Annotated in this window: 15 protein-coding genes and 1 other RNA gene; 1 reads left to right on the top strand and 15 read right to left on the bottom strand. The window is 51.9% G+C overall.

Annotation, left to right across the window (positions count from 1 at the left end; all coding sequences use genetic code 11):
• Positions 1-123 precede the first annotated feature (123 nt).
• Positions 124-705 carry a hypothetical protein gene (locus tag QGH09_06220; GenBank protein HJO17776.1) on the bottom strand — a complete coding sequence of 194 codons (582 nt, stop codon included), beginning with the start codon at positions 703-705 and terminating at the stop codon, positions 124-126.
• Between the two features lie 38 nt (positions 706-743).
• Positions 744-1064 carry a cupin domain-containing protein gene (locus QGH09_06225; GenBank protein ID HJO17777.1) on the bottom strand — a complete coding sequence of 107 codons (321 nt, stop codon included), beginning with the start codon at positions 1062-1064 and terminating at the stop codon, positions 744-746.
• 326 nt (positions 1065-1390) lie between these two features.
• On the opposite strand from QGH09_06225, the gene QGH09_06230 reads away from it, so the two are divergent.
• Positions 1391-1795 carry an NfeD family protein gene (locus QGH09_06230; protein ID HJO17778.1) on the top strand — a complete coding sequence of 135 codons (405 nt, stop codon included), beginning with the start codon at positions 1391-1393 and terminating at the stop codon, positions 1793-1795.
• Here the strand turns inward: QGH09_06230 and QGH09_06235 are convergent.
• From QGH09_06235 to QGH09_06295, 13 genes are all read right to left on the bottom strand, one after another.
• Entirely contained in the window at positions 1777-2721 is a 945-nt protein-coding gene (locus QGH09_06235) for an SDR family oxidoreductase (GenBank protein ID HJO17779.1), read from the bottom strand. The two genes, QGH09_06230 and QGH09_06235, sit on opposite strands and share 19 nt — an antisense overlap.
• A 28-nt stretch (positions 2722-2749) precedes the next feature.
• Positions 2750-3163: RNase P RNA component class A (rnpB, locus tag QGH09_06240), an RNA gene on the bottom strand.
• Between the two features lie 224 nt (positions 3164-3387).
• Entirely contained in the window at positions 3388-5409 is a 2022-nt protein-coding gene (gene ligA / locus QGH09_06245; GenBank protein ID HJO17780.1) for an NAD-dependent DNA ligase LigA, read from the bottom strand.
• 17 nt (positions 5410-5426) lie between these two features.
• Entirely contained in the window at positions 5427-6422 is a 996-nt protein-coding gene (locus QGH09_06250; protein ID HJO17781.1) for a polyprenyl synthetase family protein, read from the bottom strand.
• Positions 6423-6542: 120 nt separating this feature from the next.
• Positions 6543-7319 (bottom strand): TatD family hydrolase, encoded by a 777-nt coding sequence (locus tag QGH09_06255; protein ID HJO17782.1) that lies wholly within the window; start codon positions 7317-7319, stop codon positions 6543-6545.
• Positions 7320-7331: 12 nt separating this feature from the next.
• A complete protein-coding gene (gene metG, locus QGH09_06260; protein ID HJO17783.1) occupies positions 7332-7718 on the bottom strand; it encodes a methionine--tRNA ligase subunit beta in 387 nt (128 codons plus the stop codon).
• A 43-nt stretch (positions 7719-7761) separates the two neighbouring features.
• Entirely contained in the window at positions 7762-9282 is a 1521-nt protein-coding gene (metG, locus tag QGH09_06265; GenBank protein ID HJO17784.1) for a methionine--tRNA ligase, read from the bottom strand.
• A 14-nt stretch (positions 9283-9296) separates the two neighbouring features.
• Positions 9297-10556: a nickel pincer cofactor biosynthesis protein LarC gene (gene larC / locus QGH09_06270; GenBank protein HJO17785.1), complete on the bottom strand. Its 1260-nt coding sequence runs from the start codon at positions 10554-10556 to the stop codon at positions 9297-9299.
• A gap of 209 nt (positions 10557-10765) precedes the next feature.
• Positions 10766-11593 carry a diaminopimelate epimerase gene (gene dapF, locus QGH09_06275; GenBank protein HJO17786.1) on the bottom strand — a complete coding sequence of 276 codons (828 nt, stop codon included), beginning with the start codon at positions 11591-11593 and terminating at the stop codon, positions 10766-10768.
• A gap of 33 nt (positions 11594-11626) precedes the next feature.
• Positions 11627-12199 carry a CPBP family intramembrane glutamic endopeptidase gene (locus QGH09_06280; protein ID HJO17787.1) on the bottom strand — a complete coding sequence of 191 codons (573 nt, stop codon included), beginning with the start codon at positions 12197-12199 and terminating at the stop codon, positions 11627-11629.
• An 11-nt stretch (positions 12200-12210) separates the two neighbouring features.
• Complete coding sequence (gene dtd / locus QGH09_06285) at positions 12211-12660, bottom strand: D-aminoacyl-tRNA deacylase (GenBank protein HJO17788.1); 450 nt, start codon at positions 12658-12660, stop codon at positions 12211-12213.
• An 84-nt stretch (positions 12661-12744) separates the two neighbouring features.
• A complete protein-coding gene (locus QGH09_06290) occupies positions 12745-13788 on the bottom strand; it encodes a glycosyltransferase (protein ID HJO17789.1) in 1044 nt (347 codons plus the stop codon).
• Positions 13789-13837: 49 nt separating this feature from the next.
• Entirely contained in the window at positions 13838-14782 is a 945-nt protein-coding gene (locus QGH09_06295; protein ID HJO17790.1) for a glycosyltransferase family 2 protein, read from the bottom strand.
• Positions 14783-14996 lie beyond the last annotated feature (214 nt).

Here is a 14996-nt window from a genome sequence, read left to right on the forward strand (position 1 = left end):
ACAGTCTATAGAACCTATAAAAAATTCGCACCTAAACGCTATCTTCGGAATGTGATCGACCCTATTGAGCCCTCGAGCCAAAAGTGCCACCCATGTATTGAAGCGTTCTTCATCCTGAAAAGATCACCGATGAGTACCTAGTTTAGGTCGAAGAACCAGCGCCGCAATTGTTCCGCTGGCTAAGAACATGTAGACAGGATAGACAGCAATGGCGAAGGACCACGTCTCAATAGCAAAAAGATTTAGAGTGTTTCCAGAAATGAACAGGATCCAAGCTACCCGATCTTCGCTCTCAGGTGCGTGATAAGCCTTGCGAATGGTCGGCATTGCCCCGGCGAAATCAACAGACAAACCCATGACTACCGTGATGATTGGAGAATGAAACACCCACCAAACCAATAAACCTAAGGTGGCCCCAAGTAAGCAAGAGCGGTCAAACGAACTCCAGCCTCCTTCTCCATAACGGAGCGCCAAAACTGCAGTTAAGAGTGACCCCACAAAATAGCCAACAGCCACCCAAACCGTACTCTCAGCCCCAGACGCGTAGTAACTCGCAAGTAGAATTAGTCCATTAGTCGTCCATATCCACCAAGTGGCTCGATTGGGCTTCGTTGCACCCTTTATGATTGCAATTATGTACGGCACAAAAGCCGCAAGAGAAAGCAGGCCGGCAAGGAGTCCAACGTTTAGAGTAGATGTGGACATGGTTAATCTTGAGCCCTCCAGTGCGCCACGCTAAGTATCTATTGATAATCGTCTCGAACCGGACTCCAAACGTCGAACGCTCGACACAAGGTTAGAGCGCGCCCTTTATGAACCGTGTTGGAAGGAATCACAGCAACCGAGCCCTCTACCATTTGATGAGGCTGACCGTCGATCACCATCTCAAACTCACCACTGAGTATCGTTGTAATCTGTTCCTGTGAGTGCGAGTGCTCAGGCAACACTGCTCCCTCAGCGATGTCCCACCGAACGATCGTCATTCGATCGGTATGAACAAAGCGACCCTTGAAGCCCGGTATCTGCTCTTTTTCCACCAACTCGTCAAACATATTCACAGTCATTGATTACCCCTTTCTCTCTACTCAATATCCCGCCAAAGTGAGCACTATACAGCGACCACCGACCCAGCGCGGTCCGAACAGTGGTACGTGTAATACAATGCAGAGAATTACCGCCGTGGACCCTGTTCCGCGTGCGATGAAACGAGCGTGGCTTTATACCCGGAACCCATCTTGGAAATTTCGGAGTCTGTCGTGCCGGGAGGTGCCAATATGCAGCACTGTACGTGGAGGAAGCACTAATTTACTAGAATATTGGCCGGGCGTTAAAACGCCCGGCCTCCTCCGTTTCACCAGATTTTACCTTCGAACGGCTAAATCTCGATCAGGTGAAAAAGAGTTTCACTCAAACACCCATCGTTCGCTACATACTCCTTCAGCTCCCTGGTGCAGGATTAGTATTGGGGTTCCTGTGGTGGTTGCACGCCTCAGCGAGTTTGGCGCTATGGATCGCCGTCGCCATTTTCCTCTTATGGATTGGAAAAGACGTTGCCCTCTATCCAGTAGTTCGACGGGCATACGAATCTACCCCGCCTCCTCTCGAACGATTAATTGGTCTTCAGGCACACGTTATTCATGGCTTCGATCGCTCAGGATTGGTGCGCTTGGGGTCTGAATTGTGGCAGGCTGAACTCTTGGAAAAAAGTAGACCAGTCAGCGCCAACGATGTCGTTATTGTAGAGTCCACACGAGGTCTAACCCTAATGGTCTATCGTCAAGCTGATGAACTTTGACGGTACCACTCTACTGTGAGACGCAACCCATCCTCGAAGTTTACGGATGGTTGATATCCCAGCAGTTCCTTCGCTTTCGTGCAATCCGCTAGCGAATCCCGTACATCTCCGGGTCTGGACGATTCGTATATTGGTTCAATTTCCACGTTAATGATTGCACAGAGTTTCTGAAATAACTGATTGAGAGACACGCGGTCGCCAGTAGCCACATTGATTACTTCGCCACTCGCACGAGGTGCAGTGCATGCTGCGAGTACGGCCATCGCGACATTATCGATATAGGTAAAGTCCCGCGTCTGTTCTCCATCACCGTAGACTACCGGGGAATCACCCTGGAGAAGTGCTGTAATAAACCGAGCGATTACCCCTGAATACTGAGAATTCGGGTCTTGTCGAGGCCCAAACACATTGAAATATCGAATCGACACTGTCTCAAGACCGTAGAGTTGGGTAAACAGGCGAGAATATTCCTCGCCAACAAGCTTCTGGAGCGCATAGGGAGACCGCGGTGCTGGCTGCATAGTCTCTACCTTTGGTAACGTGGGTGCGTCCCCGTATGCCGAAGAGGAAGCTGCGTAGATAACCCGACGAACACCTGCCTCGCGAGCCGCTAAAAGCAGGTGAAGCGTGGCATCAACGTTGGCCCTGTGAGAGACCCATGGGTCCGTGACCGAGCGAGGAACAGAAGGGATCGCTGCCTGGTGCAGTACGTAGTCCACGCCCACAACAGCTTGACGTGCAATCTCAGGATTAGCCAAATCACCTTCAAGCAACTCAACGTTAGACAGTCCTAGCAAGTTCTCTCGATTACCCGTTACGAAGTTATCGACCACGCGTACAGCCGCACCACGGAGCACAAGATGCTCAACAAGGTGCGACCCGATGAATCCAGCGCCGCCAGTAACGAGATAAGTTTCGGAAGCCAAGGTTTAAAAGTCTAAAAGAGAAAAGGTCCGCCGCAGACGTGCAGTAAGCCGAATTCTGTGTCTCCAAGCCACCACCTAACAGCGATGGTACGGAGATAACGACCATTCCTCTAGCCCCACCATTACTGGTAAAGTCAAGCAACCTACCCGAAGGCTTCAGACGGGCAGTCCTCAAACGCCTTCCTATTTGGCCTTGCTCCGTGCGGGGTTTAGCCTGCCACCCGCCTTACGGCGGATGCGGTGCGCTCTTACCGCACCATTTCACCCTTACCCCAACGAGCACTCCTGAGAACGCTCGAATTGCGGCGGTATATTTTCTGTGCCACTTTCCTTCAGGTCACCCTGACCGGGAGTTACCCGGCGCACTGCCCTACGGAGTTCGGACTTTCCTCCCCGCCAACACGATTTCTCGTACCTGCGCGGCGGTCGTCTAGCGGTCTGCGACGGATTGTCAAAGAGCTCACTAACTAATTCGACGATTCCAACTTCAATCCTGCCACCCAGCTTCGTCTAGCAGCTAACAAACGAAGGGCGGCCGACAGTCGGAAACGTCAAACCATTCATCAAATAACCACTAACATTATGGGCACCCGCCAACCTAGCGTCAACCTTCTCAAGCAATCTCTGACCACAAATTCGGCACCAACCTGCAGGTCCTCATCCAAACTATTCAACCAGCAGGGTCCGGAACGCTTCTTCGTCGAGGATTGATGTTCCGCGCTCACGAGCCCTATCAACATTTCCGCCCGGCTCTTTCCCGACAATCAGAAAGGATGTCTTCCTGCTCACAGACGTAGTAACTTTTCCACCGAATTTCTGAATTGCTGACTTCGCTTCCCCGCGAGTCATCCCACTTAAGACTCCAGTAAGCACGAAGGTAAGGCCAGAGAATTTCTGACTCGCAATGGACTCTCCAATCTTCGCTTTACAGGTGAGGCCGGCGACTTCAAGACTCTCTATCAGCAAGCGATTATCCCGGTCCTGAAAAAATCTCTGCACCGACTGAGCTACGACCGGTCCAATCTCAGGAACCGCCTCTAGCTGTTCAATTGAAGACTTCATCACAGCATCTATCGAGCGGAAGGACCTGGCAAGCAACTGGGCCACACCTTCACCAACGTGCCTAATCCCTAGGCCATGAATAAGTCGCCAGAGCTCAACGGACTTGCTTTTCTGTAATTCATTCAGAAGTTTTGATGCCGACTTTTTCCCCACCCTATCAAGTGCTTCAAGCGCGCCAGCGTTAAGATTGTATAAATCCGCGACACTTTGAACCATGTCTGCCTCAATCAATTGCGCAACGAGAGACTCACCCAAGCCCTCTATATTCATCGCCTGGCGGGACGCAAAATGCAGTACACGCCTGGAGAGCATTGCCGGGCAAGAGGCATTGACGCACCTCCATACCACTTCATCATCTGCCCGATCGAGACTGCCATTACACTCTGGACAGCGACTCGGCATCTTGTACGGTTTAGGGGCAGCTGCACCTTTTACCCTTCGACTGATGACGGCTTTAACGACCTTTGGTATGACATCTCCGCCCTTTTCTATCACCACGATATCGCCCACGCGTAAGTCCTTACGGGCAATATCTTGATCGTTATGTAGCGTTGCTCTCGAAACCGTCGAACCGGCCAATCTAACTGGCTCGAAAAATGCAAAAGGAGTCACCGCACCTGTGCGCCCCACATTCACGTCGATACTGATCAATCGAGTGGTCGCCTGCTCCGGCGGGAATTTAAAGGCAACCGCCCAACGGGGAAACTTTGCCGTGGACCCAATCTGAAGCCGTTCTGCAAGAGAATCGACCTTGATCACAACTCCATCAATATCGAAACCTACGGTATAGCGGTTTTCCGACCAATACCGGCAGAAATCAAGCACGGCCTGAATGTCAGAACAGTGCCGCCAATTGGGCTCAACCGGTAAGCCCCAACTCTTTAACGCTTCCAGCTTCACATGATGGGTGCCACTTAAGACTCTCTCTGGACCTAGCACCTCACCGATATCGTAGATATAAGCACCTAGTCCCCGAGAGGCGACCAGGCTCGGGTCTAACGTTCGCATCGACCCAGCAGCTGCGTTTCTCGGATTCTGAAACGGAGATTCCCCAGAGGCCTCTCTTTCAGCATTAACTCGATTAAACGCAGCTCTTGGTAAATATATTTCTCCCCTCAACTCAATTTTCCTAGGAAAATCTCCGGCAAGACCCAGCGGCAAAGCTCGAATGGCACGAACATTCGAGGTCACGTCATCACCACTGACGCCATCGCCGCGGGTGACACCTCGATAAAGCAATCCATCTTCGTATGTGAGAGCAATGCTAAGTCCATCGATTTTCAGCTCAGCAACAAAAGACAGCTCCTTATCCTGGCCGAGCTCCTTTCGTAACCTCTCATCAAAATCGATAACTTCGTCTTCGCTGTAGGCATTCTCCAAGCTGAGCAGAGGTATAGCGTGCGGAACGGTCTTGAAGCCGTCAACTGGTTCACCGGCCACGCGCTGCGTTGGGGAATCAGGCGTCACGAGCGAAGGATGCTCTCGCTCAAGTGCCTCAAGTTGCTTCAGGAGATAATCAAATTCCGTATCGGAAATCTCGGGATCATGCAGAACATAATAACGCTCCTCGTGATGACGAATTGAGGCGCGAAGCCCGTCAAGTGTTATTGCCGCGCTCTTCGACACGATAAGGGAAGAACTCCTCAGTGTTCCCGAGCAAGCACGTAGTCCGGTAAGGCCATAAGCGCCTCACGCTCTGGCGACGGTGGAAATGCATTGAGGTTGCGCTGCGCCGCTTCAGCAGACTCCCGCGCCTTCTGATAGGCACTATCAATCACCCGATGTTGCGAAATAAGAAGTGAGAGCTCCTGCCATTCAGTTGGAGTCGCTGCTCCTGTTTCAACAATATGTCGCACCAGATCACTAGCACCCTTGCCATCCCTTTGAAGCAAATAGATTACTGGGAGGGTAACCTTGCCTTCTCGCAAGTCACTACCGATCGGCTTACCAAGCTCTGATTCGGTTGCGGTGTAATCCATTAGGTCATCAATAACTTGGAAGGCCACGCCCAGATTGAATCCGTACTCTCGGAGCGCCGCAGCCTGCTCCTCAGGCACCTGGCCAAGACGACCACCGATTTCAGCACAGCCACCAAACAGATAAGCCGTCTTTCGTCGAATAATATCGAAATGTTGTTCCTCGCTGATATCAACATCTCCGTTCTTGGTCAGTTGATACAACTCCCCTTCGATCATTCGCAGGGTAACCTCGCACAGCAACCTCACAACATCAAGCGAGTCGTGGCTCAGCGCCATACCCATTGATTTAATATAAAGGTAATCACCTAAGAGAACGGTTTTCTCATTGCCCCATCGTAGATGCACAGCCTCTTGGCCTCGCCTCACCTGGGAATCATCAACGATGTCATCATGGACCAACGTGGCTGTGTGAATGAATTCAACGACCGAGGCGAATAGGACCGCCTGATCGCCACGATAGGCCGCTAGGCGCGAAGCCATCAAAAGCAGAGCCGGTCGGATCCGCTTCCCGCCACTTCGTTGAATATATTTGCCAATTTGCGGGATCAATTCGACCCGCGATTCAACCTGGCGAGCGTATTCCCGCTCAACCGCTTGAAGGTCAGCGTGAATCGGTTGAAAAATCTGTGCGAGGTCAATCAGCGATTCAGTATTGGGCACACCAGAACTCGAGCGAAAGCACTTAAATGTCCAGCTCGAACATCACCAAAAAAGGATCACACCATACTCACGCGAAGAGTGTCAATGAGACAAAAGCTCCCCTTCTGGGTATGAAGGCAACTACACCCTGAACAGAGCACTGAAGTTCCGCTGGACCGCCGCCGCAATCAAACCCGGGTCGACCCTTCGGGCTCCCGCTACCACCTCAACGACTCTCTGTACCCAGGCAGGCTCATTCCGATGCCCTCGATGAGGAACAGGCGCTAAGTACGGTGAATCCGTCTCGACCAACAATCGGTCCTCTGGAATCCAACCAGCAATGTCCCTAAGCGCCTCAGCACGGGAGAACGTAACAATTCCTGAAAATGAAATATGGAGGCCGAGTGCCAGGGCTTGCTCTGCCGCCTTAGCGTCGCCTGTAAAGCAATGGAACACTCCGGCGACCTCATCGCCAGCCTCTCGAAGAATGGCCCAGGTGTCAGCCTCAGCTTCCCGGCTGTGAATAACCAGCGGCAACCTAAATTCTCGAGCCAACGCGACCTGACTAGCAAACACCTTTCGCTGAAGCTCAATGGGCGCGAAATCGTAATGGTAATCCAACCCGATTTCACCAATCGCTCGGACATCGTTCTGCTGTTCGACAATTCCGCGTACATGTGCTGCCAAGTCATCCTCTCGGCCAGCCCAGGTGCTCGCCTGATGCGGATGGATTCCGCAGGCAAAGCTCACTGAGGGCCATAAATCGCGTAAAACCTCTGCCCTAGCCTCTTCGTCAGCATCACCGGCAGCCAGAATGCACAATGCGGTCTCAACTCCAGCCTGTTGAGCCCGAGTGACCACCTCCGGTAAATCATCGCGAAAGGCTTCGTCTGCTAAATGACAGTGAGAGTCGAGCATAACGAACACTAATTACCGTACCCGAGTGCCAGGGAGCGGTGCTGGCTCATCAAAACTGATAAGCCAAGGCCTGTCGCCCTCAAGGTTTGCCGCAAGAATCATTCCATTCGATTCGACACCCATCAATTTCGCAGCCTTAAGATTGGCTACAACCACGACGGTCCGCCCAACCAACTCAGAGGGCTCGTATACCTCTGCGATCCCAGCAACAATCGTCCGCTGCTCTGATCCTAAGTCCACTTCAATCTTGATCAGCTTCCTCGATTTCTCAATCTTTTCAGCCGCAAGGACCTTCGCAACACGTAAGTCGACACCCATGAACGTATCAATAGTGATCCGAGAGTCATCCTCAGCAGCTGGTAGTTTCTCCTCATCTGGCTTTGGCTCTTGATTATTCATCAACCTGCACCCTTCCTATGTCAAAGGATTTCAGACTCAAACATCATCCTCTCGTCGATCGAGGCCACAACGCGGGGCCTCTAACGAGTGTCCGCTCTATCTGTGTTGACCATCTCGTTGCCTGATCGAATCGACGCTCTCCAGTAACCGCTGGGTCTCCCATACGCTCAAGGATAATTTCAGCCGACATAGGCATCACAGGCAATAAAAGAACGGCGGCAATACGTACAGCCTCGACTAACTCACTCAAGACTTGATGTAGTCGATCCGACTTCGATGAATCTCTTGCGAGAACCCACGGTTCGGTCTCAGCGATGAACTCATTGGCCGCATCAATAAGTGTGTAGGCTGCAAACGCCGCCTCGTGTAGCGCCAGACGTTCCATTGCCTCAGAATACTTTCGCACGGCTACTTCGGCCACTTCTGCAAGTCGTCCCGATTCAGAAGTCACGGGACCAAGGCGACCGTTCCTGTATTTCTCGGCCATTGCTACCACCCGACTTACCAAGTTGCCAAGATTGTTAGCTAGGTCAACGTTGTATCGCTCCTCAAATCGCTCATAAGAAAAATCTCCGTCTTGTCCGAAAGGAATTTCTTTCACGAGATAAAGCCGGAGCGCATCAACGCCGAGACGCTGCACCGCCTCAAGTGGGTCAATGGTCGTCCCGAGTGATTTGCTCATCCGCTCTCCGCGATGATGAATCCAGCCATGACCAAACACCTGGAGAGGCAACACCAACCCAGCACTCATTAGCATAGCTGGCCAAAACACACTATGAAATCGGGTTATGTCCTTACCCACGATATGCAGGTCAGCAGGCCACCACTTGTCACACAGCTCTGCATTACTCCCATAGCCAACCGCCGACGCATAATTAATGAGCGCATCAAACCAAACGTAAACCACGCTGTCTGGATGATCCGGCATGGCAATACCCCAAGCCTGGCCGGTGCGACTAACCGAAATGTCTTCGAGTCCACTTTCGAGAAGTCGCAGGATCTCATTTCTGCGCATTTCAGGTTGAAGAAAATTCGGATGCTTCTGGAAGTGGGTCAGGAGTGCATCTCGATATTTAGATAAACGAAAGAAATAATTCTTCTCCCGTAGCCATTTAGGCTTAATACGATGCAGCGGACAGTCACCATCCACTAAATCCTTCTCCTGCTTGAAGGCTTCACACGATACGCAGTACCAGCCTTCATAGAATCCTTCATAGAGGTCGCCGCTCTCCTTGATCCGTTGAAGCATTCTTGTTACACCGCTCTTATGCCGCTGCTCTGTCGTACGAATAAAATCATCGAACGACACCTGAAGGGCACTCCAAACGGCCCTAAACTCTTCTTCCATCTGATTGCAATAGGCGATTGGCTCCAGACCAAGTTCTTGCGCTCTCCGATGCACATTTTGCGAGTGCTCGTCATTGCCCATAAGAAAATGGGTGTTAACTCCACTCAGACGCTGGTATCGAGCAATCACATCTGCGGTCACCTTTTCGTAGGCCGTACCAAGATGTGGCCGACTATTCACATAGTCAATTGCCGTTGTCAGATAGAACTGAGGCATGGAATTAACCGAAACTAATCGCCTGAAGCCCTCTCGAGGTATGCCTTGTGCGCAAGCGCTTGCACCTCTTTCACTGGAATGTCGCAATTTGTCGCCAATCGGACACAATCCTCGAATTCTGGTGCAACGTTGATGATTCGCCCACCGCGCTGAGCAACCTTCACTCGCACAGGCCCAACTAGAGTGTCAACTGTTGTCGTGGAACGGTCTAGACACTCTCGAGTCATCTCAGAGAAGCGCAGACCAATCGACGTGCTTTCACGAAATATAATTTCGCTCAAAACCTCTCGGCGATTTGGAGACGCGATGACCGTGACCAGTGTTCCAGGTCGATTCTTCTTCATCTGCACTGGAACATAAAACACGTCAAGGGCCCCTCCATCATACAAACGATCCATCAATACGCCGAATAACTCTGGATTCATGTCATCAATTTCGCATTCCATGACCAAGACTCTTTGCAATGATGTGTCAGCCGTTGAATCACCGATCATTAAGCGTAAAACGTTCGGAGACCCTTTCTGATCACGCTCTCCGGCACCGTAGCCAATCTGTTTCACGCACATATCTGGTAATGGACCATACGATGACGCGAACTCCGTGACGAGTAAGGCCCCCGTCGGTGTAACTAATTCCCCCTGTACTCCACTCGAATAAATCGGAGCATTCTCTAATAACTGTGCCGTCGCCGGTGCCGGCACCGGAAATTCTCCATGCGCACAACTGATCGTTCCCGATCCCACATTTAGCGGTGACGCCACAATCATTTCAGCATTAAGCCATTCAAGGCCATGCACCGCCCCAACAATGTCAATAATCGAATCGAGCGCGCCAACCTCGTGAAGGTGCACTTCCTCCACTGGCATCTGATGAATTGAAGCCTCGACCTCGGCGAGACGCTGAAACAGGTGGACTGCCCGACCCTTCGCTTCGTCTGAAATTCCAGAAGAGTGAATTAGACGGTGAATCTCCTTTAGGCTGTGATGGGAGTCGGAACGACCGTGGCTAGTATCGTGATGATGATCATGAGTCAAGTCTGAATTACTTGGCTTTACTGACTGAATGTTGCCAGTCTCATGGAGCCTAAATTTGGTTGCGGCAATTCCGGCTCGGTCGACGCGCTCGGCCTCAATCGACCAGCCGTCCTTACCTAGTGCGAGGCTTCCAAGGGCGGTCCGTAAGTTATCGATCGGCAGTCCCACATCCAACAGAGCGCCGAGAAACATGTCCCCGGAAGCGCCCGAGAAGCAATCGAGATACACGATCTTTCCCATATTGAAACTCGCGAATCATGGACCAAGCCACGATCCACCAAAGCTCACTATAGCGCCGCCCCGGCCCTTAAGCCGAGTACCCGAAGACCTACTCGCTCGTTCCTGAGAGGACGCCACGCTCAACCATTCCCATCATCGTACTACACGCCAAGAGGATGGTCAGACTTCTAGGCTTGACAAAAAATAGCCAAATATCCCTTAGCGTGTTACTAGGGTCCTTGCCCAAGCCATTGGCCGGACCATACCAGTTCAGCCCAACCGGTTAGCGTGAGTCCGTCCTCATTCCAAACAACTCGCTGAGTACCACCGGGAGCTTCTATCTCTAAATCACGACCAGCGCCCCCAAAAGTTGCTGCAGCGACCGTAGCTGCACACGCCCCCGTTCCAGATGCCAGGGTGGGACCGACGCCTCGTTCCCAAATCAAAATCCTTACCTGGTTCGGCGATAGAACCTCCGCCAGTTCAACATTGGTGCCTTCTGGAAACATGTCGTGCAACGATAATGACGCGCCTAGTTTCAAAAACTTACTCCGTTCAGGAAGTTGCATAAGAACAACGCACTGCGGATTACCAACATTGAGCACCACGACTTCGTGAAGTTCGCCCGCAACATACAGACGCTCCTGTCGCACATCCTTGGGAGGTCCCATTTCCGCTTCAAACACCAAGCGACCGTCAACCACCTCTTGAAGCGTAACCGCTTTCGGTCCCGCATCTGTATCGATAACCATCTTCCTTCCAACCTCTGGCGAGGGGACCCAGTCACCTCCTGCTAGACCACCACAGGCGACCAAGGCTGCTAGACACCTTAAGCCGTTTCCCGACACCTCCGAATCACTACCGTCTGCATTCAGGAGAACCATCTGTGCACCGGCTATTGTCGGAGCGTAGAAGATAATGCCGTCGGCGCCAACACCGCTGTGTCTATCGCACAGCAACTTCGCCCATGCTCTCCGAACTCCTTTGTCAACAGAAGAACCTAAGGTCAAAAGAAAATCGTTGCCGTAAGCATGCCCCTTAAATAAGTCAAGTGTCATTTACTGTCCTTGGGAAAGGATAGAGACTCTGATCTAACCTGGAATGGTCTGCTGGTGCTCCCTAGGGCTCCAGCGAATATAGGTTAGTGCCGCGGCATCGTACAGCACGTGCGCCACAGTAGGTGCGAACCAGCCACCCGTTGCCTGAGCGAGTATGCCCAGGCCGCCTCCACATATTGCCGCCCATACGCCAAAGGCTATCTGGCGGCCACCGCCTATGTGTAATACACCGAACAGTAAGCTGGCTGGAATCAAACCAAGCTCTGGCTGCAAGACGCCTCGAAACAACAACTCCTCACCCAATCCTGCAGCTAAGCTAATACCTGCAATCTCTATAACACCGACACGTGCAAACAGTGGGCAAAACACCTCTCGGTGAATTTGCCTAAGGCTACAAACACCACGAACTTCTGGCGCCAACCGGAGAAGGTAGTAGTTGAGTAAGCTGAATCCGGCCGCGGTCAGAATACCGAAACCTAAGGCAGCACCGATACTTATAGTGCTAAACACCAAAGGCAAATCAGCAATCCACGTCCACGAACAAGCAACCAGTACAAGCACTCCTTCGCCACACAAGGCCAGCACTAGGAGTCTCTTTGCGGGCATACAGGAACTTCTCAAAATTGCTTTGCACTGTCCAAAAGAAGAGTTACCGGACCGTTATTCACTAAACTGACATCCATCATTGCGCCAAATTCACCAGTAGCGACCTTAACACCAGCGTCACGGATGCCCTCAATCACGGAATCATAGAGTGGTCGAGCGCTTTCTGGCGGCGCAGCTTCGTCGAACGAGGGCCGCCGGCCCTTCCGAACATCTCCATAAAGAGTGAACTGCGACACCACCATCACAGCACCATCGACCTCATCAACCGACAGGTCCATCTTTCCGTCACTGTTTTGAAATATACGAAGACCGAGAAATTTTCTAACAACATAGTCCACGTCATCCTGGTCGTCCGAACAAGCTGCTCCAAGAAGCACCAGCAAGCCTAGACCAATCTCTCCGATGATCAGGCCGTCCACCGCGACCCGCGCAGAAGTCACCCGCTGCACGACTGCTCGCACGTAAACCTCCAAAGGCGCTGACTGCTGGGCATGGCTACCGTCAATAGAGCATTACCTTCACGAACACTTCGACATTAATCAAACCTATGAAACAACTAGGCGGGCCACCACCTCTTCCCAGTTAAGTGCCTTGGCAACATCGTAACCGGCCGAACCGTACCGCTCCGCAAGATTCCTATCATCCATCAGGGTTCGGATACCAACCGCCAACGCCGCCGCCGTTGGAGAACACACGAGTCCGTTCACACCATGCTCAACCAACTCAGCTGGACCGCCGCTGTCGAAACAGGTAATTATTGCTTTCCTGGAGGCGAACGCCTCAACAGTAACGAATCCATAATCCTCTGCTAGGGGTGGAAAGCAGACCGCGCGACAACGTGATAAGTGGCCAAGTAATTCCGTCTCAGAAAGCCGCCCAAGAAGTTTCACGCGATCGGTCATGTGTAATTGCTCGATCCGCATTTGCAGTGCGTCTCGCTCTTCACCATCGCCGGCAATTAGACAGCGTACTCCTGCTGTCTCAGGCTGATTCAAGGACTCAAGAATTAATCCAATCCGCTTTAGCGGCGTAAGTCGTGACACTACGAATAGATAGTTCTCATAACCATCAGAGCGATACTGCCGCTGAGGAGGTGGTGGATACAATACCTTGGACGACACTCCTCCCCACTTGGCGAGCCGTCCCTGAATTGTTTTGGACTGCGCGAACATGCGATCAACCTGCCGAGTCAGTAGATAGCCATCGCATGCGTGCATTACTTGGCGACGAACGCTTTCCTTGATCACATTCCGATAAGAAAGAGAGCGCTTAAATGGTTCCCAGCGGTCATAGTACTCACGCATGCGATGATTAAGCCAGCAAGAGTGCTGAACGTGTCGAACCGCATAACTGGGAAACCGTAGGCTAATTACCTGATCAACAGGGCGACCGGAATGCACTTGGCACACGTCCGCACGCCAAGTCGTCCAATAGGCTGATGCTAGCGCTCCAAAGCGAGCCTCTGGTGTGTAGAGGATCGCTGCTTCGTGACCAGCCTCGCGCAGCGCTCGTTCGAGTGCCTGCGTAATGACAAGATGGCCACCCTGGCTCAGGGTCGGGTGGGAGGTAACAATCGTAATTCTTGACATCGGAGGCTAATTCCGCCGAATGGAGCGAAAGTGACCGACAATAGCCGTGTCAATCGATGATTTCCCGTATGGCATAGGTAGGCTTGTCCTGCGACTCGCGATAGGTTCGAGCCTGTAACTCCGCCAGCAGGCCAAGTGTCCCGAACTGAACACCGGTAAATATAAGCAGAATTCCGAATAGCAAAAGTGGACGATCGCCAATGTCTTGATTACCAAAGATCTTCACATACACTAGCCAGGAGGTCACCGACAAACCCAGCCCTCCCATTAGCAACCCGAGTAGCCCAAATATTTGTAAGGGACGCGTCGAGTAACTTACAAGAAACTTAACTGTGATCAGATCTAGAACAACCCTCACACTGCGCGAAAGACCGTATTTCGATCGCCCCCAGAGGCGGGGTCGGTGATTAACAACAGTTTCATGAATTCTGACACCGAGCTCACTCGCCAACACTGGGATAAACCGATGCATCTCACCGTAGAGCTTCAACGCCTTCACCACCTCGGAACGAAACACCTTCAGCGAACAACCATAATCGTGTAGGCGAACGCCCGTGGCCCAAGATATCAACCAGTTTGCAACCATGGACGGCAACCGCCGAGTGAGCCAAGCATCGCGCCTCGACCGACGCCAGCCACAGACTACGTCGTATCCATCCTCTAACCGAGCAATCAGCCTCGGGATATCTGCAGGATCATTCTGTAAATCACCATCCATCGTGACGATGACCGCACCGGTTGCATAAGCAAATCCCGCAGCGAACGCAGCTGTCTGACCAAAGTTTCGACGGAACCGAATGATCTTAATGCGGGAATCAGTCGCCCGAAGCTTCTTCAACTGATCGAGTGTAGCGTCATTACTTCCGTCGTCCACAAACACCAACTCGTAGTCGTGACCAGATGAGGAAAGAATTTGGTGCAATTCTCGATAAAGCTGGTCAATGTTCGGCGCTTCGTTGTGCACCGGAATTACAACTGATAGATCCTGGGCCATGAAAATCCGGCCTGATTATAGGCGCTGCAGAATCATCAGTCAATTCAAACTATTGTGAACATTGAGGTTATGCTCTTTGACAAGGCCTCGTCGACTGGCGCGATAGGTAATAACATAAGTCGAACACATCGTCCCATAGGCTCCGTGAATAATCATGTCTCGATCGGTCTCAATGAATATCTTCCTCCGAGCAAGAATCCGGAAGCGAGATTGC

It is taken from the genome of Vicinamibacterales bacterium, from assembly GCA_036012125.1.
In the GTDB taxonomy this organism is placed as follows: domain Bacteria; phylum Acidobacteriota; class Vicinamibacteria; order Vicinamibacterales; family UBA823; genus UBA11600.